This is a genomic window from Flexibacter flexilis DSM 6793, assembly GCF_900112255.1.
Lineage (GTDB): Bacteria > Bacteroidota > Bacteroidia > Cytophagales > Flexibacteraceae > Flexibacter > Flexibacter flexilis.
On sequence record NZ_FOLE01000001.1, the window covers coordinates 784,087 to 804,212 of the forward strand.

General features: G+C 43.6%; 18 protein-coding genes. 4 read left to right on the forward strand and 14 right to left on the reverse strand.

The features are described 5' to 3' along the window. Window positions 1–43 precede the first annotated feature (43 nt). Together BM090_RS03400 and menB are read right to left on the reverse strand one after the other, a co-directional pair. Complete coding sequence (locus tag BM090_RS03400; RefSeq protein ID WP_091507338.1) at window positions 44–1,459, reverse strand: vWA domain-containing protein; 1,416 nt, start codon at window positions 1,457–1,459, stop codon at window positions 44–46. 133 nt (window positions 1,460–1,592) lie between these two features. Continuing rightward, window positions 1,593–2,417, reverse strand: coding sequence for a 1,4-dihydroxy-2-naphthoyl-CoA synthase (gene menB, locus BM090_RS03405; protein ID WP_091507341.1), 825 nt, complete (start codon window positions 2,415–2,417; stop codon window positions 1,593–1,595). Between the two features lie 605 nt (window positions 2,418–3,022). Between menB and rdgB the strand changes: the two genes are divergently transcribed. After that, window positions 3,023–3,604 (forward strand): RdgB/HAM1 family non-canonical purine NTP pyrophosphatase, encoded by a 582-nt coding sequence (rdgB, locus tag BM090_RS03410; RefSeq protein ID WP_091507343.1) that lies wholly within the window; start codon window positions 3,023–3,025, stop codon window positions 3,602–3,604. On the opposite strand, the gene BM090_RS03415 is transcribed toward rdgB, so the two are convergent. From BM090_RS03415 to BM090_RS03425, 3 genes are read right to left on the reverse strand one after another with little or no spacing between them, the layout of a single operon-like run. Continuing rightward, window positions 3,601–3,948, reverse strand: a complete 348-nt coding sequence (locus BM090_RS03415) for a MerR family transcriptional regulator (RefSeq protein WP_091507348.1) — start codon at window positions 3,946–3,948, stop codon at window positions 3,601–3,603. The genes rdgB and BM090_RS03415 overlap by 4 nt on opposite strands. A 5-nt stretch (window positions 3,949–3,953) precedes the next feature. Then, window positions 3,954–4,640, reverse strand: a complete 687-nt coding sequence (tsaB, locus tag BM090_RS03420) for a tRNA (adenosine(37)-N6)-threonylcarbamoyltransferase complex dimerization subunit type 1 TsaB (protein WP_091507351.1) — start codon at window positions 4,638–4,640, stop codon at window positions 3,954–3,956. Window positions 4,641–4,664: 24 nt separating this feature from the next. Next, window positions 4,665–6,146, reverse strand: coding sequence for a GWxTD domain-containing protein (locus BM090_RS03425; RefSeq protein ID WP_091507353.1), 1,482 nt, complete (start codon window positions 6,144–6,146; stop codon window positions 4,665–4,667). Between the two features lie 234 nt (window positions 6,147–6,380). Between BM090_RS03425 and ruvB the strand changes: the two genes are divergently transcribed. Both ruvB and BM090_RS03435 read left to right on the forward strand, forming a co-directional pair. Further along, entirely contained in the window at window positions 6,381–7,412 is a 1,032-nt protein-coding gene (gene ruvB / locus BM090_RS03430) for a Holliday junction branch migration DNA helicase RuvB (RefSeq protein ID WP_091507356.1), read from the forward strand. Window positions 7,413–7,496: 84 nt separating this feature from the next. Then, window positions 7,497–8,255: a lipoprotein insertase outer membrane protein LolB1 gene (locus BM090_RS03435; protein WP_221405328.1), complete on the forward strand. Its 759-nt coding sequence runs from the start codon at window positions 7,497–7,499 to the stop codon at window positions 8,253–8,255. 120 nt (window positions 8,256–8,375) lie between these two features. Here BM090_RS03435 and BM090_RS03440 read toward each other — a convergent pair whose 3' ends face one another. Genes BM090_RS03440 through BM090_RS03450 form a run of 3 tightly spaced genes read right to left on the reverse strand, consistent with a single transcriptional unit; the run spans window position 8,376 to window position 12,575 of the window. Then, window positions 8,376–10,568, reverse strand: a complete 2,193-nt coding sequence (locus BM090_RS03440) for a PepSY domain-containing protein (RefSeq protein WP_091507364.1) — start codon at window positions 10,566–10,568, stop codon at window positions 8,376–8,378. A 15-nt stretch (window positions 10,569–10,583) separates the two neighbouring features. Beyond that, a complete protein-coding gene (locus BM090_RS03445; RefSeq protein WP_091507367.1) occupies window positions 10,584–11,066 on the reverse strand; it encodes a DUF2271 domain-containing protein in 483 nt (160 codons plus the stop codon). Window positions 11,067–11,075: 9 nt separating this feature from the next. Then, window positions 11,076–12,575, reverse strand: a complete 1,500-nt coding sequence (locus tag BM090_RS03450; RefSeq protein WP_091507369.1) for an ankyrin repeat domain-containing protein — start codon at window positions 12,573–12,575, stop codon at window positions 11,076–11,078. Window positions 12,576–13,384: 809 nt separating this feature from the next. Here BM090_RS03450 and BM090_RS03455 point away from each other — a divergent pair. Beyond that, a complete protein-coding gene (locus tag BM090_RS03455; protein ID WP_221405329.1) occupies window positions 13,385–14,275 on the forward strand; it encodes an FAD:protein FMN transferase in 891 nt (296 codons plus the stop codon). Between the two features lie 75 nt (window positions 14,276–14,350). Here BM090_RS03455 and dnaA read toward each other — a convergent pair whose 3' ends face one another. The 6 genes from dnaA to BM090_RS03485 form a co-directional block, all read right to left on the reverse strand. Further along, the gene (gene dnaA / locus BM090_RS03460; RefSeq protein ID WP_091507376.1) at window positions 14,351–15,778 is read right to left on the reverse strand and encodes a chromosomal replication initiator protein DnaA; all 1,428 of its coding nucleotides are present in this window, start codon (window positions 15,776–15,778) and stop codon (window positions 14,351–14,353) included. Window positions 15,779–16,139: 361 nt separating this feature from the next. Continuing rightward, window positions 16,140–16,496 (reverse strand): YraN family protein, encoded by a 357-nt coding sequence (locus BM090_RS03465; RefSeq protein ID WP_091507379.1) that lies wholly within the window; start codon window positions 16,494–16,496, stop codon window positions 16,140–16,142. Window positions 16,497–16,503: 7 nt separating this feature from the next. Next, entirely contained in the window at window positions 16,504–16,872 is a 369-nt protein-coding gene (locus BM090_RS03470; RefSeq protein ID WP_091507382.1) for a hypothetical protein, read from the reverse strand. A gap of 15 nt (window positions 16,873–16,887) precedes the next feature. Then, window positions 16,888–17,286 carry an ExbD/TolR family protein gene (locus BM090_RS03475; RefSeq protein WP_091507385.1) on the reverse strand — a complete coding sequence of 133 codons (399 nt, stop codon included), beginning with the start codon at window positions 17,284–17,286 and terminating at the stop codon, window positions 16,888–16,890. A 39-nt stretch (window positions 17,287–17,325) separates the two neighbouring features. Continuing rightward, window positions 17,326–18,033, reverse strand: a complete 708-nt coding sequence (locus tag BM090_RS03480; protein ID WP_091507389.1) for a MotA/TolQ/ExbB proton channel family protein — start codon at window positions 18,031–18,033, stop codon at window positions 17,326–17,328. Between the two features lie 225 nt (window positions 18,034–18,258). After that, complete coding sequence (locus BM090_RS03485) at window positions 18,259–20,052, reverse strand: acyl-CoA dehydrogenase family protein (RefSeq protein ID WP_091507392.1); 1,794 nt, start codon at window positions 20,050–20,052, stop codon at window positions 18,259–18,261. Between the last annotated feature and the right edge of the window lie 74 nt (window positions 20,053–20,126).

Sequence of the window (20,126 nt, forward strand, 5' to 3'; positions counted from 1 at the left end):
GATAAAAAGAAAGTATAATTATGATTTACAACAAGTTAATTCACTAAAACAAAGTAACATCTACTACGCTACCAGTGGCCTCTACCGTGAAATATTTCACTGCCGTAAACTTTGAATTGATGGCTTTGGCCGACCTATACACCACCTTATATTCGCCAGGTTGAATGGACAAACTCACACGCGAACCTCTGCTCAGGTTATAGATTAAGACTTCTTGGCCATCTTCGCGCACTTCGTAAATACCGCCATAACCCGCCACGTTGTCGGTAATGTTCACGAGGCCAGGGCCAGGTATGTCGATAGTCGTATTTTTGCCACCCTGAATATTTACATTTTTCATCACAGTACGCGGAAGTGTGAGTACCTCCACATCGTAAGTACCCATCAAATACGGCTGGGGCGTATTGATTGCCTGCACATTAAGCAGATTCTTTCCCTGCCGAATCATGACGGGCAGCGTCTTGCCGTAGCCCGAGCTCAAGGGATGCGTAACCATCAAATTTCCTTGCGGCACTTTTACAGAAATATTATTATGCATTCCAGCGTTAATGACTACATTTTTCTTTTCTACGGCAGGAATGCTGTTTATCACCAAATTATAAGTAATGGCAGGGTCAATACTTAGCGTATCAGGCAGGCCTCTGCCGTCCAAATAATGCACGATGTCGTAGATAACCTCTCCATTCTGGGCATTATAAAAACTCATATTCAAATTCGTCTCTTTGGGTAAATTGACATGGTTTAATAAGCTAACGGTTACAGTCGTTTTGTTGAGGGTTTGGCGCACGATTTTACGCAACACTGATTTGAATCCTTGCGCACTTTTAGCATCAAAATATTGTCCCACACAACTATACGCCGTTTTGAAATCGGCATCACTACCTACCCCAATAATAAACGGTTTTAGATTAATGTTTTTACTGCGCAAAGCAGCCGCCACAGCGCATGGGTCGCGGTTGCAGGATTCCAAACCGTCAGTAATCAGAATCACTAAATTCTCGGCGTTAGGGTCTTTGGGAAAATCTCTGGCCGACTGCTCCAACGAATATGAAATAGGCGTGTTGCCTTTGGCTTGCAGCGTTTTGAGGCGGTTTTTGATGGCCGTCGTATTTTTTGGCCAAAAACCAACTTCCAATTTGGAGTCATAACAATCCGCTTCGGTGCGGTCGGATTGGTGTCCGTATGCACGCAAAGCAATTTCAAGATTTGGTTTAGTAGAAAGGGAGTCTATGAGTTCGGACAAAAGTCGTTTGGCTACGTTCATGCGCGAGTCACCGTCCATGTTGGCCAACATACTTCCCGAACAATCCAACAAAAACAAAATGCGGGTTTTCTTCGGCCCCGTCGGAGCGGCAGCGGCAACAGGTTTAGGCGCAGGCTTTTTGCGGACTTGGGCTATCGCATTGGAACTCATCAAGGTGAGCAATAGACATAATAAAATCGCTATTCTACGCAACATAAGCAAAATGTTTTAGGTGGCTTAAATATCCGTTTTATAAGAAAACAATACAAAAAAAGTTTTGCTACCAACAAAAAAAGCCCACAACCGAAGTCGCGGGCTTTTTTGTATCAAAAGACTTTTGGAGGAAAAATCAAGGGAATTTTGGATACTTCGCAAAGTCAGGTTTGCGTTTCTGAACAAAAGCATCGCGGCCTTCTTTGGCTTCTTCCGAAAGATAATACAACAACGTGGCATTACCTGCAAGTTCCTGAATACCAGCCTGTCCGTCAAGTTCCGCATTGAATGCCGACTTAAGCATACGCAAAGCCATTGGGCTTTTTTCGAGCATTTTGGCACACCATTCCATTGTTGTTTCTTCGAGTTTCTCCAACGGAACTACTTTGTTTACCAAGCCCATTTGCAAAGCGTCTTGCGCGTCGTATTGGTCGCACAAATACCAAATTTCGCGGGCTTTTTTCTGACCTACCACACGCGCCAAGTACGAAGCACCAAAGCCACCATCAAAACTACCCACTTTAGGGCCAGTTTGTCCGAAACGTGCGTTCTCGGCAGCAATACTCAAATCGCAAACCACATGCAACACGTGGCCGCCACCGATAGCCCAACCCGCCACCATCGCCACTACAGGCTTCGGGATACGACGGATTTGCATCTGAAGATCAAGCACGTTCAGACGCGGCACTTTGTCTTCGCCCACATAGCCGCCATGACCGCGTACACTTTGGTCGCCACCGCTGCAAAATGCTTTGCCGCCTTCGCCTGTAAGGATAACAACGCCTACGCGTTCGTCCTGACGTGCCAACTCCATCGCTTCCGACATTTCGCGCACCGTAAGCGGCGTGAAAGCGTTGTGTACGTGCGGACGGTTAATGCTGATTTTGGCTACACCGTTGTAATACGAATACTTAATTTCTTGGTATTCTTTAATGGTTTCCCAAGCGTATTTTGATTCCATTTATGTTGTTGTATTGATTATTATTAGATGAATTAAAGCAATTTTAGTAAAAGATTGAAGGAAAAAAATGCTTCAATGTTCCGTTGCAAAGGTGGGAAAAAATGGCAAAAAAAGAATAATTCCCCCAAGATTCTTTGCAGAAAGAAACAAGCCTTTTCTATTTCAAACCCTTCCTGAATTCTCCCACACAGGAAAGTATTTACTTCACTACCGACATTTTCAGAACGCCCAAGGGCGCAGTACTCAATCACAAAATATTATCTGTCAGCGATACTTATTATTCTACCAATACGTTTCCTCTGCCAACTTCGCTCAGGCGAATCACCGCAGACTCAAGGAGAATTGAAGCGTAGGAAACGATGACCGCAAGGCTGAAGAGCAGTAGTAAGCATAGTTTACACATGGGTTTGCGGTTTTAAATGTATTTAAATGATACTGGAAGAAAGCAATGTAGCTCACCAACCCAAAAAAAATTTAAGTTGTATCACTAAAATCACTCCATTTTAAAAAATACAATTCTTATGAGAAAAATAAATTCTGGACGCTACCTTTGCACCATAGTTACATAATACACGCCCTAATATCATATTCATTTTCAATAGTTTATGTTAAAAATTTGTTTGGCCACCAACAACCGCCACAAAATAGAAGAATTGCTCCCGTTGCTTGGAGAAGGAATTGAGTTAGTTACGCTGCGCGATATTGGTTGCGAAGTGGATTTGCCCGAAAACCAAGACACGCTACAAGGCAACGCCCTGGAAAAAGCGCAATACGTTTGGGATAATTTTGGGGTGAGTTGCATCGCCGACGATACGGGCTTGGAAGTGGCGACCTTAGACGGCGCACCTGGTGTTTATTCGGCGCGTTATGCTGGGCCTGCGCGTTCGGATGCCGCGAATGTGGCTTTGTTGCTCCAAAATTTAGCCAATAAAACCAATCGCACGGCGCAATTTCGGACTTGTATCGCGTTGATTCTGGGCGGAGAAAAACACTTTTTTGAGGGAAAAATAGAAGGCGAAATTGCCGTCGCCCCGACGGGTACAAATGGTTTCGGTTACGACCCCGTATTCGTACCTGTGGGTTTTGCAGAAACTTTTGCTCAAATGCCACTGGAGCAAAAAAATACGATGAGTCACCGCGCACGTGCTACGGCCAAGCTCTTAGATTTCTTGAAAACAAAAGTTTAATCTGGCTGTTGGTCAGGATTTTGCAAAATGTCTTTCAATTCCAACAAAAACGCCTTGATGTCTTGGAGTTTTTCCACGACATCAGTTTGGCGTTGGCTCTGGTTGGTACTCAAATATTCGCGTGCACCTTGCAGCGTATAGCCTTTTTGTTTTACCAACACAAATATTTCTTGCACATTATTCACGTCTTGGCGCGTATAACGGCGGTCGCCTTTAGCATTGGTTTGGGGGCGTATATGCGGAAATTCTGATTCCCAATGCCTTAACGTAGAAGTATTTAGATTAAAATATGCTGCCACTTCGCCAATGGTATAATATCTTTTTTCGGGCAAAGGTTTGTCCATGTCTGCTACGATTTTGGAGCGGTTACATTTCCTTCTTTCAAATAATAAGGCTCAAAATAAGCCACATCGGCCAAGCGGCCTTGTTGCCAATACGTGTGCGCCAACTCGCCGACGTTTTTTGCCGAGGGATTCAGGCCGTTGACAAACACAAAGTTAGGGCGATGTGCCAACAGTGGCGCGTATTTCGCCGCACCATTTCCAAAGCAAATAACTTGCTGATTGTCCGTTATTTCTGCAAAAGATTCGGCATTCAGAACGCGCGGTGCAGCATCCCAAATGGTTTCCAACCCGTTTGGCGCGTACAGCGCACTCCATGCTTCCATACGACGCGCGTCGAGTAGCGGACAAAGTAGCGCATCGCTGTAAATATTGGCTTGGCGGAAACCATGCGCCATTGCCTCCAGCGTCCCAACAGCAATCAGGGGTTTGTCCAGCGCAAAACATAAGCCTTTGGCCGTAGCCGTCCCGATGCGCAAACCCGTATAAGAACCTGGCCCTGCCGAAAGAGCCACAGCATCAAGTTGCGCAAGCGAAAAGCCCGCCAAAGTTACGGCTTGCTCAATTTGGAGTGTAAGCGTCTGAGAATGTGAATTTTCCAGGCAAATATCAAACAAAGAAACAAGTACACCAGCCCTATGCAAAGCAACCGAGCCGACGCTTGTAGAAGTTTCTATACTTAAAATTAAAGACACGAATACAAATATTAGATTGGTAAATTATTTATCAACGGGCATATAATCGAAGTTGTTGGAGTTAGTGGCTTTTTTCTCTAAAGCCGTGCGCCAATCTGTATTTTTAAACTCTCCGATAGCCGTCGAATGAAGTAGTTTGTAATTGTTGTTACCCAAACTCGTTTGCACAAACGCAAATTCTACATTGGTCTGGTTTCTTTCTTCAATGGCATAATAATACCAAACTTCGTAAGGCGGCAAACTACTGATTTCCAAATGAGAAGTGCGTTTTCTGTCCGTAAATTCATTCTCGATTTGGTTAGGTGGGCCATGTTTCAAAAATATGCGACCTCTGTCCGTTTCGTAGGCTTTCATGGTTTTGGTGCTATATTTTTCTTCGGCTACGGCGATGCGTTGTGCGTATTCGATAAAAGCTTTAGTTGGACTTTCTGGGTTGCGACGGCGGAAAAAATCGTACAAATATTTGCGTTGTGCCACTACATTCCCGCCGTTAGACAGCGCGATAATACTCGCATTTTCTTGACGGTTGGCCAGTGGCTCTAGGGCTCGCAAATAATCTTTCAAGTCCTCAGGTTTTAATTTGGAAGTAAAATCTTCGCCATAATTTACATTTGTTCCGCTCACCGATTCGCTATTGGCGGCAATGTCCAAACCTGCGTCAGCTTTGGGGTTGCTACGTTGGAAAAACTTGCTTTGCTGTACCAACATTTTACGATTGCCATCAATAATTTCTACCACCAAATCATAGTTGCCAGAAGGTAGATTGCTCACGTCCAATGTCCCAAAAAATACATTGGTAGCTTGAGCCTTTTTGTACAAAATACGGGTAAGTTCAGGAATGTTTTTATATGTGCCATTTTTACGCACAGCATAAGCCAACGCAAAAGAGGCTGTATCGCCAAGCACTTTGGTAGCATTATAAAGCTCCACAAAAAACGAAATTTGATGCTGCTTGGCAGGATAAAAGCCTTGTACCTGAGGCCAAAGCTCCATGCCATGTTTTACGATTACGCTTTTTGCCGTTGCTTTTTCGTATTTATCCAAAAGCTGTATATCACTGAAATTCAGATTTTTATTATTGAAATTCAATTCAACGGGCAATTGTGCGCGTAGCGCAGCAGTATCGTGGCTGTTCGGGTCGGAAGCAAGCAAATGCAACGTGAATTTTCCGTTGGGCAACGGAATACGTTTGATAGTATTAAGTAAGTTCTTTTTGAAAGAAAGCGTATCGGCAGCCGTAGGCGTGGTCATTTCAAATTTGTCGGCAAAAAACGTGCGACTGCTGTCTTGCACCCACACCGCAACATTTACTTTTCCCTGAAATTGCTTTTTGGCATCAGGTTTCAGCCGAAGTGTAGCTGCATCAAATTGCAAATACACTTCCAGTAGATTCTGAGTCGAATCCAGCCGAAAACGTGAGTAATTCAGCGTTGCAGAAAGGCGTTGAGCTTGCACCGAACCCATCAGTAACACGCCCAAGGCAAGCAACAAATATCTTTTTCTCATAAGCTAAGTTTTTTTGAATAAAAGGTTTTTTCCTGCAAACAAAGGTACAGCATTTGGATAGGCCACGCAAAAATGCAGTCATAAATTAGTCCTACTATTTCATTTTACCCAAACCCTCCTTCCCTATCCTTTTGCGCAAGAGTCTGACCTTTTTTTGCTACTTTCGCGTTAAAGAATCAAAAACAAATTGGTCTGTTAAGAGTGTTTTTGATTGGCACAAAGCCCTAAATTACTATGCGTGAAGATTATTTGAACGGCAATAAAGATTCGCTTTCCAACAGCGACCGCGAGATAGAAAAAGCCTTGCGCCCATTGAGTTTTGAGGACTTTGCGGGGCAAGACAAAATTTTGGAGAATCTAAAAATATTTGTGGCTGCAGCGCGGCTGCGTGGCGAAGCTCTCGACCACGTGCTACTGCATGGCCCTCCAGGCTTGGGCAAAACCACGCTTTCTAACATCGTGGCCAATGAGTTGGGTTCGGGTATCAAAATTACGTCGGGGCCAGTGTTGGACAAACCCAGCGATTTGGCGGGGCTACTCACCAACTTGGACACCAACGACGTTTTGTTTATCGACGAAATTCACCGCCTCAATCCCATTGTGGAAGAATACTTGTATTCGGCAATGGAAGATTACAAAATTGATATTATGCTCGATTCGGGTCCAAATGCGCGAAGCGTCCAAATCGGTCTGAATCCGTTTACGCTCATCGGCGCAACGACCCGCGCAGGAATGCTTACCTCGCCATTGCGTGCGCGTTTTGGGATTAATTGCCGTTTGGAATATTATGATGCTAAATTACTGACTACCATCGTGATGCGTTCGTGCCACATACTCGGTACGCCCGTAGATGAAGAAGCCGCCTACGAAATTGCGCGTCGCAGCAGAGGCACGCCACGTATTGCCAACAACTTGTTGCGCCGCACACGCGATTTTGCGCAAATCAAAGGCACTGGCCGCATTACGTTGGCCATCGCGCAAATGGCTCTAAAGGCTTTGGACGTGGACGAATACGGCTTGGACGAAATGGACTTGCGGATTTTGCGCACCATTATTCACAAATTTAAAGGCGGCCCTGTCGGGATTACAACCATCGCTACGGCCTGCGGCGAAGAGGGCGAAACCATCGAGGAAGTATATGAACCATTTCTTATACAAGAAGGATTTATCAAACGCACGCAGCGAGGCCGCGAAGTAACCGAAAAAGCCTACAAACATTTGGGATTGGCTTCGCCCAACCAAACAGGTACGCTTTTTGAAGGCTAATTGCTTTTTAAGTTTTTTTGTATGAATATCGTTACAGGCAAAAGCCTTTTATTCTGTGTTTCAATATTTTGTGGTGGATTAAATATGGTAGCTTGTAAGTCGGCGCGGCAGCACAGCACGCCAACAACTGCCCCAGTGCAAGCGGTAAATGCTCCGAGCAGCAACCCAGACGCGGCGCGGACTTCGGTGCTAAACGTGCAAAAATTGCCGTTTCATTATCTTTCTACCAAACTAAAAATTAGGTACGAAGACGAGGCCAGCAGCTTTAGCGCGACGGCCAGCATCAGGGCGGCGCAGGATAGTTTGTTGTGGGTTTCGGTACAAAAATTAGGCATTGAATTTTTGCGTTGCCGCTTTACGCCCGACTCGGCACTAATCGCCGACCATTACAACCACACTTTTTATACTTGGGGCTATGCGGCACTGAGCAAAGAGTTAGGCGTAACGGTTAGCTATGATTTGTTGCAGGCCTTAGTGGTCGGCAACTTGCCCCAGCCGCACACCCAAAGCGACAGCATAGCCAACGACAGCACCGTATTTCAGCCCGTCAATGACGATGTTTTTTGGAAAAATATCATTGCCAACACGCGCCCCAAACACTTACTTTTGTCGGATACAGCGCGTAAAAGCGAACTTTCGGTAGCTCTTTCGAGTTGGCAAACTACGCCTCAAAACGTAAATTTTGCTTTGCAGAAAAATATACACCTACAATACCAAACCCAAAGCCTTGACACCGACCACACGTATTTGCAGTTGGAGCATACGCGGTTAGAGTGGCCAAGCCAATGCCCAGAATTTCCGTTCAAAGCCTATCCGAACTATAAGCAGGTGAAAAGTTTTTGATTTTCACCTCCTCATCACATAAATTTCCCACATAGAGACGTATTGAAATACGCCTCTATGTGGGAGGATCACACTGCCATAATTATAATATGCACGGATGTGCGTATCTACCTGTCTGGACTAATAACAATCTGTCAAAATTTGGTTGTTGTTTTTGTAATATGCTACGTCGTGCGCGTTGCGAGATTTGAGCATTTGGTTAAGCATTGTTTCTACATCGCGTTGCATTGCCCACGAACCGCAAATCATGATTACGCCACCGCGTGTCAACAAGTCAGCTACCAAATCAGTGTCTTTCTGCAACAAATCCATTACATATTTTGGGTCTTTTTCGCGCGAAAAAGCAAATTGATGCGTTTTTACTTGTGAGATATTTTGTTGCGCTGTGGCCATTTGCTGGTACTGTTGCACTAATGGCGTAGCGTGTCGGAATCCTGCGTATAAATATGCTTCGGTGTGCTTTTTGTTTTGGGCAATCATTCCCCAAAATGGCGCAATGCCCGTTCCGTTGGCAATCATGAGGACGGCGGGGGCAGCCTCAGGCCAATGAAACGCGACGTTACGCACCAAACGCGCGCGAAATGTGTCGCCGATTTTTAAATTATTCAAAAAACCTGAACCCAGTCCCGACTCATGCAGTTTAATAATCAACTGAATATCACGGCCAATTTTGGCCACCGAATAGAGCCGTTCTTGTTGCTGGGGATAAATGGCCAGCAAATCGCCTGACTCGAACCGACTCCAAAACGGAGGGCGTAAAGTTAGGATAAATGTTTGGTCTTGTTCGGTAACTGTGGTTTTGGAAATGACGCGCAGCGTACGCAAATGCTTGGGTTTCTGAAAATAGGTGTCTTGATTCTGAGAAAGTGTTAGGTTAGTTGCTGCATTTAATGCTTTTACCCACGTTGTAAAATCCTGTGCGGATTTGTCATTGACGGTGTGTAATGGCAATAAAGCATTTGCCCACGTTTGCCCTGCCAATAGTGTTTGAATTTCTTTGGCGTAACCACAAAAATCTGGATAGGCTTTTGAGCCAAAACCCACGATAGCAAAGTTAATCGTTTGGTTTTGTGTTATTTGTGGTAGTAATGTAGCAAATTTTCGGGCATTGGAAGGGGCATCGCCCAACCCGTGTGTTGCTGCGAAAATAAGTAAATGCTTTGCCTTTGGGAAGGTCTGGTAATTGTTTAGGTCGGTAAGATGTACGTGCAAACCTGCCTGTAAAAGTTGCGTATGGATAGCGTTTGCAAATCGGCGTGTACTGCCATTTTCTGAACCTACTAACAAAATATATTCTGCTTCGGCGGCGGTGTAAGGATTGCGGACGCGTGTACGCAAACGGCGGTACGTCATAGCAAAACCTGAGTACACAAAAAACAACATGTTGAGCGAAACCAAACCCAACACGACAGCCCATCCCAAATTAGTGCGGCCTGTGTGCAAGTCAAGGCTTAAATTTGCTAACATGGTGGTTTTGTTATAGAAAACTTGGCTTAGGATTTTGCCCGTAAACTGGTCTATTACTACTTCGCGGTCTTGGAGTTTGATGGTAAAATATTCCTCTGGGTCTGGGGCAAAAGGAAATTCGATGGATTGGACTTGCGCCCAGTTGATTGCCTTAAAACCTTCAAAATCGGCCATGTTTAAAGGCTTTTCGGGAGCATCTGAGGGCGGCGTAATGTTGTGTTTTATTTTTTCTTTGCCGAAAATTTCGAAACGTTCGGCTGACAAATACGAACCCGTAAGGGCAATCAGCAAAATAGGGACAAGCAACAAACGACCTGCTGTAACATGATAATATTGCGCCCAACCGTCTTTGGGAATTTTGGCAAAAAATCGCTTTAACCCCTGCTGACGTTGCACGAACAACACCAAGCCCGACAACGTAATGAGCAGCAAACAAAACGAAGTGATGCCCACTATCAAACGACCCGTTTCGTGCAGAAACAAAGACCTGTGCAGTGCGGTAACCCATTGCACCCATTCGGCGGGTTTCTGGGCTTTGCCTAAAATTTGGCCTGTGCTTGGGTCAATGTAGGCGTTAATGTCGTTGCCGTCGGCATCTATGCCCTGAAGCGTAACTTGCTGATTGTGATTGATATTAATTTCCGTAATTTCGGGGTATGCCTTGCGCAAAATGGGCAGCGTTTGGGCAAGGGTCAGGTTTTGCAAATCATGCACACGCAAAGGCGACATTCTCTCTTGTGCTGCACTTACGGCCAACAGTGTACCTGTTAGCGAAACGATGAGCAAAAAAGCAAAAGAAAATGCCGCCAGTGTCAAATGCGCATATCGCCAAATGGATAAGGTCATTTGTTAGACTAAAAACTATTGTACTTTACTAAATTTCACGTAACGGATATAACCTTTTCCGTCGGTTTTTTCGGCCATTGCCTCTGTGGTAAGGGGCATTTCCAAATCGTCAAGGTAATATTTTTGGTCTTCTACCGCCGACTCAAAACGAAGTTTGTAACCAGCGTTTACTTTCGCGTCTTCGATTTCCATTGTCGTAACGCTGCGGTCGCCCCCCGTTACCGACGCGCCTGTAATGGCACTAATGTCTGTTGGTTTGTTTTTGTAAAACTTGTGCCACTCTTTGAGAGTGTTGTACCATCTTTTGTTGTCGCCCATCACATACAAAGTCTTTTCGTATTGTCCTTGTGGGTTGATAAGAGAAACAACAATGTACGCGCCTTCGCCCATGTAGTTGGACATCTGTAACATACATTTGTATTTGCTATTTTGGGCGTAAGTGCTTTGTAGGGAAGCGATTGTAAGCATTAAGCCCAGTATCAAGAATTTTAATTTCATTGTGTTTTATTATTTTAAGAAATCAACAGATATGTTGTTTTTGGTTAGGAACTCATTTTCTTTGGCTAAGCGGTATGCAGTTTCATCAAAGTCCGTTTTGATGTCTTTCTTTGCGCCTATGGAAACCAAATATTTCAAAATGGTATCGTCTTTTGCTAATAACGCAGCTTTGTGCAGTGCTGTCATGCCCTCTTTATTTTTTGCGTTGAGGTCGATGCCTAAAGCTGCTATTTTCTGCAACAAAGCCAAATCGTTTTTGGCTACGGCCAAATGATACAGCGTATTTCCATCTTTTTGGGCTGCTGTTAGGTTAAAGCCTTTTTCTTGTAGCAATTTCATTTTTGCCTCAAAGAAATCGGGTAATGGTCTTCCGCCTTCGCCGCGTGCGCCTTGCGGTCTGTAGGACTGTAGCCAATAGTATGCCAAATTATTTCCGCTCTTGTCGGTGGCTTTTGTATCTGCACCGTTTTTAAGCAAGAACGCCACGACATCCGAAGAGCCATAACGCAAAGCAATGGCCAAAGCTGTTTCGCCTTTGTTGTTGGCGGCGTTGATGTTTTTGATTTTAGGCAAAAGGGTTTCCAAAGAACTCACTTCTTCGCCAGAAGCTGCGACCATCAAGGCGTTATTACCTTCTTTGTCTGCTTGGTTGGCCTCTACTCCTTTTTGCAAAAAGTATTTGATGATTTCGGTTTGATTGGGTTTGCGGGCTACCAAGTGCAAGACATTTTCGCCGTCTTTGGTCGTTACGGTTGGTTTGATTTTTACTTCGTCCACTAAATACTGATAACTTTCGAGTGAGTTGGCACTACGGCGCGAACCTTCGGCAGCTACCAACAATGCGTTATCCGAATGTTTTACGCCTTTTTCTTTTAGTGTTTTTAGCAACTTGATGTTTCCGTTACGGGCGGCATAATCAAATACGGTATAGCCGTTTTTGTCCACATCCTTTAGCGACAACCCTTTTGTTACTAAATAATTGGCCAGCGTTAAATCTTTGTCGGTGGCAATGGACAAATGCAAAAGTGTTGCGTCGTTCTTATATTTTTTCTTGGCATCAAGTCCTGCATTAAAGAAGGCTTCGTAAAGTGCGGGGTTTGTTTGTCCGACACCAGCGGCAAATACTAATGGTGTAGCCTCGTGGCTATCTTCCAGATTGATGTCCGAACCTTTGCTAATAAGGTATTGTACCAATTCTACGTTGCCTTTATAGGCAGCCCAGTGCAAATAAATACGTGCGTCGTGCGTAATTTTGCTAATGCTGTTGCCTTGTTGGTCTATCAAGAACTTGATCGTTTCGATTGGCGCGCCGTTGTTGATGGCCAAGCAAACAGGATCGAAAGTGAAAGGATTAAAAGCGGAAGGGTTGTTACCTTTTGCAATTTCGGCTTTTACGGCTTCTACATTAGGGCTATTTTTCCAAAAGGCTTGGTCTAAAAGCGCGTTTTTTTGTTGGGCTTTTAGCGAGCTAAACGACAAGGCTAAAGCCAACACGAGTATTTTTTTCATAAAAAAGTTATAATTGAATATGGGTGTTTAGAATTAATACAAATCTTTGATTAAACACCAGTGTAAACTATCTGCAATCACAGCGTGTTGGGGCTGGTTTGAGCGGCAAATATAAGGCTTATTTAGAATTAGTATAAATAATTTTCAGAAAAATAAATAAAGGTTTGTTAGTTGGCTGGGAATTGTGTTCGAGATGTCACGCCTACGGCGTTAGTACGCCGAGCGTTATACTTTGCTACAAAGATTTGAATCCTAACGGATTTTATTTTTGCCTTGCATTTGGCATTAGCTTAGAACCACCGTAAACCCTATTTAATTCCTGAAAACATTTGTCATAAAGCCTGTGTGTAAACTTTAATAACTGAAATAAAATAGGTTTATTGCATTGCATAATAATTGCCATGCGTATCTTTTTTTTAATTGCACACATCTTTTCACATCATCCCCACATAGCAACGCATTTCAATGCGTTGAATAATAATTGCCGTGTGTATGATATAACATCTTTGCAAAAAAACAATTCCACTCCTTTGGAGAGGTTAAGGGAGCTTTTAAATATATTCCTTATACTGCACTTTCAAAATAGACAACTAACAAATCAAAATAACTTACTGCACTTTCAAAATAGATAACTTTCTTGTACATACGCATGGCAGTGCATATCATAAACATAACTAACATTCTAATTAAAGCATCATACTAAATAAAACTAAATGAACCAATTAAGTATAATTTTTTTAACAATCATCTTTAATATTTTCACAACACAAAGCCATGCCCAAACATTACGTAAGCGTACAACTTTATTGATGGGCGGAAGATTTGATATTACAATCGTTGCCAACGATTCAGCCACCGCAGAACATTATATTGATACCATCATCACCGAAATTACGCGCATCGAATACTTAATTTCGGACTGGAAACCCCAGACACAAATCTCGGAAGTCAATCGTAATGCGGGTATTAAGCCAGTGAAAGTGGACAAAGAAGTTTTTGACCTCACGCAACGCGCAATTCACTGGTCAGAAATCACAAACGGGGCTTTTGATATTAGTTTTGCGGCCATGGAACGTATATGGAAGTTCGACGGCTCCATGACGACCATGCCAACACCCGAAGCGGTGCGCAAATCCGTCCAAAAAGTAGGCTATAAAAACATAATACTGGACTCGGCAGCCTCAACAATCTTCCTCAAACTCGAAGGCATGAAGATAGGTTTCGGAGCATTGGGCGAAGGTTACGCAACAGATAGATGTCGCGCCATGATGCAGGCCAAAGGAATAAAAGCAGGCATCGTCAATGCCTCAGGCGACATGAGTGTTTGGGGAACTCAGCCCAACAAAAAAGCATGGAACATCGGCATTACCAATCCTTTCAAGAATGACGAAATATTCACGACCCTACACCTCACAAATGCGGCCATAACTACCTCAGGAAGCTACCAAAAGTTTGCAATCATCGACGGCAAACGCTATTCACACATCATCAATCCCGCAACGGGCTACCCCGCCACAGGATTGTGCAGCGTTACAGTCGTAGGCGAAAGCGCAGAAATAGCAAACGGCTTCAGTACTTCCATAATGGTGTTGGGCAAAGAAGAAGGCCTCAAGTTATTAAGCAAATACCCCGCCTACCGTTGTCTAATGATTACGGACACAGGCAAAATCCTGAAAAGTAAAAACTGGAAAAGGAAGTAAAATGCAAGTAAATAGAACTGTGAATTGCATCACAAAAACAAAAGCCCCGACATCATCGTCAGGGCTTTTGTTTTTTTATCTAATTTTCAATTTCTTTTGTAACTCTTCGATAGATGTTTTAAACTTTCGATTGGTATCTATCAGGTCATTGACCGACTGTATCGCATGAATTACGGTACTGTGGTCGCGGCCTCCGAAATGCAAACCAATTGTTTTGAGTGAATAGTTGGTATATTCTTTAGCAAAATACATAGCCACCTGACGCGCTACCACGATTTCCTTTTTGCGTGTTTTGGCTTTGAGCGAATCTATCGTAACATCAAAATACTCAGAAACAGAACGTTGAATAAAATCAATATCAATTTCTTTTTCGATGTTATGCACCATATTTTGCAAAATTTGTTTGGCCAAACCAATATCAAATTCGCGACGGTTCAGGGTCGTTTGCGCCACCAACGAAATAAGTATGCCTTCCAGTTCGCGCACGTTGGTATCCACGCTCGAAGCCAAATATTCTACTACTTCAAACGGCAAATCAATGCCATCGCCTTGCATTTTCTTTTGGATAATGGCAATACGCGTCTCAAAATCAGGCTGTTGCAAATCTGCCGTAAGTCCCCACTTGAAACGAGAAGCCAAACGCTCGTGCATACCTTTCAGGTCTTTGGGCGCACAGTCGCTTGTCGTGATGATTTGCTTACGCAAACCGTGTAAGTGATTGAATATGTGAAAGAAAATTTCCTGAGTACGTTCTTTGCCCGCCAAAAACTGCACGTCGTCGAGCATAAGCACGTCCACTTGCATATAAAAGTTGGTGAAATCCTGAACGCTATTATTTTTCAATGAATCCAAAAACTGATTTGTAAATTTCTCGGAAGAAACATACAACACAAATTTGTCGGGGCGGTCTTTCTTGATTTGGTTGCCGATAGCATGTAGCAAGTGTGTTTTGCCAAGCCCAACGCCACCATAAATCATCAAGGGATTAAAAGCAGTATCGCCAGGTTTGTTGGCCACAGCTACACCCGCCGAACGCGCAAAACTATTGCAAGTACCTTCGATGTAGGTCTCGAACGTATAGTTAGGATTTAGTTGCGACTCGTGTATATGATTGTTGTCGAGGCTACGCAACTGAAAAGGACTGCGCCCTGTACCCGCATTGATAGAACTCTCATTATTTTTGGTTCTGGCCAACTCTGGTTTGTTGGTCGGGATATTGATAGCCAACGGCTTGTTTTGCTCGTTGCCTTTGTCAATAATCACAGAATAATCCAGCATTCCGCGAGGACCTAACTCCAAATAAATAGCACGCCACAGCAACTCTACATATTGCTCCTCCAACCATTCGTAAAAAAACTGGCTTGGAACTTGAATCGTCAGCACGTTGTCGGTTAGGCGCAATGGTACGATAGGCTCGAACCAAGTTTTAAAGTTGGCCTCGTCTATGTTCTCCTTGATTACGCGAAGACAATTATTCCAAACCGTGATATGGTCTTTGTGCATCGAAATGATAGAGTATAAAAGCTAAATGAATTAAGCGTTAGTATTTTAAGTTGTATTAAGGCAATAATGAGTAGTGTTGCTTCGGTTTGCACCGCAATAATACGGGCAATCTCAAAAATGCAAAATGATATTTCGCAGGTTCCGCAAACAGTCTTTTGCATTTTGAGGGCGACAAAAGTCCCAAAAAAAACGCTAACAAAAAAATATTGTTACTGTTTAATTTTTGGTTTTATGTCATCGAACGCAAGAATTTTACTTTTTATATACGTTTTGTGTTGTTTTACCTCGCAAATTAAGCATAAATGCGATTTTGACGTACTTTTTTTTATAAAAATGCTCAAAATTTTAGGTTAAATTTTTCCTAATAAAAAGCGTCTTCAAGGTGTAAAATCTCTTGTAGCTGTTGTTTGTGCACCAGAATCGAAACAATATCAAATCGGATAAGCCCTTGCCAATTCGTTTTGGAAATATATTGCTCGGCAGCCGCCACGATTCGGGCGGCTTTGGCCGTGCTTACGGCCTCTTCGGGATAGCCGTGCAAAGCCGAACTCCGCGCCTTTACCTCCACAAAAACCAATAGCTTTTCTTTTTGGGCAATAATGTCGATTTCCGTGCGGCCTTCGCGGTGATTGCGGGCTACTATCTCAAATCCTTTGTCGGTCAAGAATCGGGCGGCCATATTTTCGCCTTCTTGTCCCAGTTCTTTGCGCTGATTCATGGATTTTTTATTCGATAATGGCTTCGCTAATAATGCCCATGGCCGACGAACTAAACTTAATTCGTTTGCCCAACGCGGCTGCTTTGGGGTCGCATTGGTTGCCAGCCGAAATAAAATAAGTAATGTATTTGCGATTGCGTTCGTCCAGTTCGTTGCGGTCTGGTTTGCCCAGCAATTGCATCAAATGGCGGTCGCTAATGCCTTTGAGTTGGGGACGAATGCGTTCCAAATTCGTTTGCATCGTGTCGCGGATGCCTTGGCAGGCGTTGCGGTCTGCACGCCATGCCTCAAAGTCAAATCCTTTGATTTCGGGGGCAGAGGTGCAGGCCGCTAATACTACTAAAGTTACAGATAATAAGATGGTTATGCGTTTCATTGTTGAAAGAATTGGCTATTTACTTTTGTCTGTGGCAATCACCAGCGGAATGCGCAAGCGATTCACAATGTCCACTACTTTTACCAATTCTTCTACGGTTACGGACTTGTCCACGCGCAACACAACGGTTGGATTTTCGTAGTTTTTGGATTCGCGTTGCAGTTCGGGTTCTAACGTTTCCAAACTCACCATGCGTTTGTCGATATAATAGCTCAGATTCGCGCTAATCGAAACGTTAATGGCGTGGTGCGAAATGGTCTGTCCTGTGGAGGCTTTCGGCAACAACAACTTAATAGCGTTGGGGCTGGCCAGCGTCGAGATAATCAGGAAGAACAAAAGCAAAAAAAACAAAATATCCGAAAGCGACGAGGCCTCAACTGCGGCGTGTGGTCGGCGATGTTTTCTAAAATTCATATTGTCAGCGGTTGTTTTTTGTAAGAAAAAAATAAAAACCTACTGAACAGGCTTATGCAAAATATCTAAAAAGTCGATGGCAGTTACTTCCATTTTGTGCGTTACGCGGTCAATCATGCCCGTCAGGTAAGTGAAAAGCATGTGCGCCAACACCCCCACAATCAAGCCAGCCGCCGAGGTAACCATTTTCTCATAAATACCGCTGGCAATGATACCGATACTAATGTTATCGGCCAACGAAATGTTATAGAAGGCTTTAATCATACCCATAACCGTACCCAAAAAGCCAAACATTGGCGCGATGGCCGCAATAGCTCCCAAAATTGAAAGGTTTTTTTCCATTTTGTAAATTTCTACGCGTGCCGTGTTTTCGATGGCGCGTTCGATGTCGGCCACAGGCGAACCCAAACGCGTAAGTCCTTTTTCGAGCAGACGCGCAATCGGGTATTTGGATTGGCTGCAATAAGACATTGCGCCCTTCACGTCGCCCGAATAGAGTTTTTCGCGGATTTGAGCAAGAAAATTAGCGTCTAATTTGCCCGCGCTGCGGATATAAAGAAAACGTTCGATGAATAGAAAAATGGCCGTAAACGACAAAATGAAAATAGGAATCATTACCACGCCACCTTTCATCAATAAATCAAAAACCGAAAGGCCTTCGGCAGCAGCGGCAGGAACAGTAGTGGCCGCGCCTGTTTGTGAGCCGCCAGTTTGGGTGATTTGCAATAGAATCCAAGAAAGTTGCATATTCAATTTTTATGTTTTTAGAAAAAATCAATTCTGTTTAGAAAAATACTAAAAATTCGGAAATCACGGGCTTTATTTATTTCCAACGCCCAAATTTTGTGTAAAATTATAAACTCTGACACAAATACAAACCCACTGCATTTTAAATTTGCTTTAAAAACCACCAAAAAGTAAAAAGCCTCCCTGTAAAACAAGAAGGCTTTTTGTGTGTCAGAATTATTCTGCTTAGAATGGATATTTGTTTTCTTTAATAACGTGAGCCGCAATACGACGACGTGCCGCAGTAGTGTTGTAAGGAGCAACTTTTGTAAAGCGTTTCAAGCCCATCAACATTACGCGCAACTCATCACCTTCTGCGAAAGCGTTAATTGCTTCTTTACCAGCTACATTTGTTTTGTCAACTGCTTTGTATAGGTAAGAAAGAGCCAAGTCTGTGTAGATGCTGCAAGCTTCTTCGCCACGCATACCAATCAATTTTTCGGTACGCAAAAGAGCAGATTCAGCGGCATATACTTCGATGAGCATATCGGCTACATTCATCAAAATTTCTTGTTGTGCGTCGATTTTCACAGTGAATTTTTGTACTGCTGCACCCGCTACCATCAAAATAGCTTTTTTCAAGTTGCGCAATACTTTTTTCTCTGCTACGAACAAACCGTCTTCGTCGTCTCCAAATTCTGGGATAGACATGATTTCTTTCGCAACGGCCATTGCTGGAGTCATTACGTCCAACTCGCCTTTCATAGCACGTTTCAGGATAGTACCTACGGCCAAAATGCGGTTGATTTCGTTTGTACCTTCAAAGATACGGTTGATACGTGAGTCGCGGTAAGCTCTGTCCATTGGTGCATCAGCCGAGAAGCCCATACCACCATAGATTTGAACACCTTCGTCAGTAACGTAGTCAAGTACTTCCGAACCGTGAACTTTAGAAATAGCACATTCGATCGCGAATTGCTCAACACCTTTAAGTTTTGCTTCGTTTTCGGCCATGCCACCTGCGATAAGTGCGCTTGTAGCTTCGTCAATGTTTTGACCTGCTCTGTACGAAAGAGCTTCAGTAGCATAAATACGGATAGCTTGTTCAGCGATTTTGTATTGGATAGCACCGAAAGAAGCGATTGGCGTATTGAATTGTTTGCGTTCGTTAGCGTATTGTACAGACAAACTTGCCACGCGCTTAGAAGCACCAATAGCAGCACCGCCCAATTTGATACGGCCAATGTTCAAGATGTTTACAGCGATTTTGAAGCCGTTTTCGCGTGTAGAAAGCATATTTTCCACAGGAACTGGCGTATCGTTGAAGAAGATTTGACGCGTAGATGAGCCTTTGATACCCATTTTGTGCTCTTCTTCGTTCATGGTGATGCCACCGAATGATTTTTCAACGATGAAAGCTGTTAAGTTTTTGTCGTCACCGATTTTAGCAAAAACAGTCATTACGTCAGCGAAACCACCGTTCGTAATCCACATTTTTTGACCAGTGATAAGGTAGTGCTTACCGTCTGCCGACAAAACAGCTTTAGTTTTGCCAGAGTTTGCGTCCGAACCAGAATCTGGTTCTGTGAGGCAGTAAGCCGCTTTCCATTCGCCAGAAGCTAATTTTGGCAAATATTTATGTTTTTGTTCTTCGTTACCGTAGTAAAGAATTGGCAAAGTACCGATACCTGTGTGCGCCGAAAGAGCCACCGCGAACGAGTGACCGCCACCGATTACTTCACTTACAAGCAAAGACGTGTTAAAGTCCATGCCGAAACCGCCGTAGTTTTCGGGTACTGACGTGCCCAACAAACCCAACTCGCCAGCTTTTTCCAAAAGCGTAGGCATGAACGTAGGGTCTTTTTGTGTGTCGATTTTGTCCAAGTGTGGGAAAACTTCTTTCTCTAAGAAATCTTCGCAAGTCTTGGCAATCATGCGTTGCTCTTCAGCAAATTCTTCTGGAATGAAAATTTCGTGTGCCGCTGTTTCGCGGATTAGGAATTCGCCTCCTTTAATGGCTTTTTTGGTGGTAGTCTCCATAAAATATTGTTACTTTTTAGGTGAAACGTCTTAATTTGTGCTGTAAAGTTAGAGATTTTAAAATGAAAAGCGCA

Excerpts from the sequence above, each read along its gene's own strand:
- BM090_RS03400 (WP_091507338.1), bottom strand. The coding sequence starts at position 1,459 with ATGTTGCGTAGAATAGCGATTTTATTATGTCTATTGCTCACCTTGATG.
- menB (WP_091507341.1), bottom strand. The coding sequence starts at position 2,417 with ATGGAATCAAAATACGCTTGGGAAACCATTAAAGAATACCAAGAAATT.
- rdgB (WP_091507343.1), top strand. The coding sequence starts at position 3,023 with ATGTTAAAAATTTGTTTGGCCACCAACAACCGCCACAAAATAGAAGAA.
- BM090_RS03415 (WP_091507348.1), bottom strand. The coding sequence starts at position 3,948 with ATGGACAAACCTTTGCCCGAAAAAAGATATTATACCATTGGCGAAGTG.
- BM090_RS03425 (WP_091507353.1), bottom strand. The coding sequence starts at position 6,146 with ATGAGAAAAAGATATTTGTTGCTTGCCTTGGGCGTGTTACTGATGGGT.
- ruvB (WP_091507356.1), top strand. The coding sequence starts at position 6,381 with ATGCGTGAAGATTATTTGAACGGCAATAAAGATTCGCTTTCCAACAGC.
- BM090_RS03435 (WP_221405328.1), top strand. The coding sequence starts at position 7,497 with ATGGTAGCTTGTAAGTCGGCGCGGCAGCACAGCACGCCAACAACTGCC.
- BM090_RS03440 (WP_091507364.1), bottom strand. The coding sequence starts at position 10,568 with ATGACCTTATCCATTTGGCGATATGCGCATTTGACACTGGCGGCATTT.
- BM090_RS03445 (WP_091507367.1), bottom strand. The coding sequence starts at position 11,066 with ATGAAATTAAAATTCTTGATACTGGGCTTAATGCTTACAATCGCTTCC.
- BM090_RS03450 (WP_091507369.1), bottom strand. The coding sequence starts at position 12,575 with ATGAAAAAAATACTCGTGTTGGCTTTAGCCTTGTCGTTTAGCTCGCTA.
- BM090_RS03455 (WP_221405329.1), top strand. The coding sequence starts at position 13,385 with ATGGGCGGAAGATTTGATATTACAATCGTTGCCAACGATTCAGCCACC.
- dnaA (WP_091507376.1), bottom strand. The coding sequence starts at position 15,778 with ATGCACAAAGACCATATCACGGTTTGGAATAATTGTCTTCGCGTAATC.
- BM090_RS03465 (WP_091507379.1), bottom strand. The coding sequence starts at position 16,496 with ATGAATCAGCGCAAAGAACTGGGACAAGAAGGCGAAAATATGGCCGCC.
- BM090_RS03470 (WP_091507382.1), bottom strand. The coding sequence starts at position 16,872 with ATGAAACGCATAACCATCTTATTATCTGTAACTTTAGTAGTATTAGCG.
- BM090_RS03475 (WP_091507385.1), bottom strand. The coding sequence starts at position 17,286 with ATGAATTTTAGAAAACATCGCCGACCACACGCCGCAGTTGAGGCCTCG.
- BM090_RS03480 (WP_091507389.1), bottom strand. The coding sequence starts at position 18,033 with ATGCAACTTTCTTGGATTCTATTGCAAATCACCCAAACTGGCGGCTCA.
- BM090_RS03485 (WP_091507392.1), bottom strand. The coding sequence starts at position 20,052 with ATGGAGACTACCACCAAAAAAGCCATTAAAGGAGGCGAATTCCTAATC.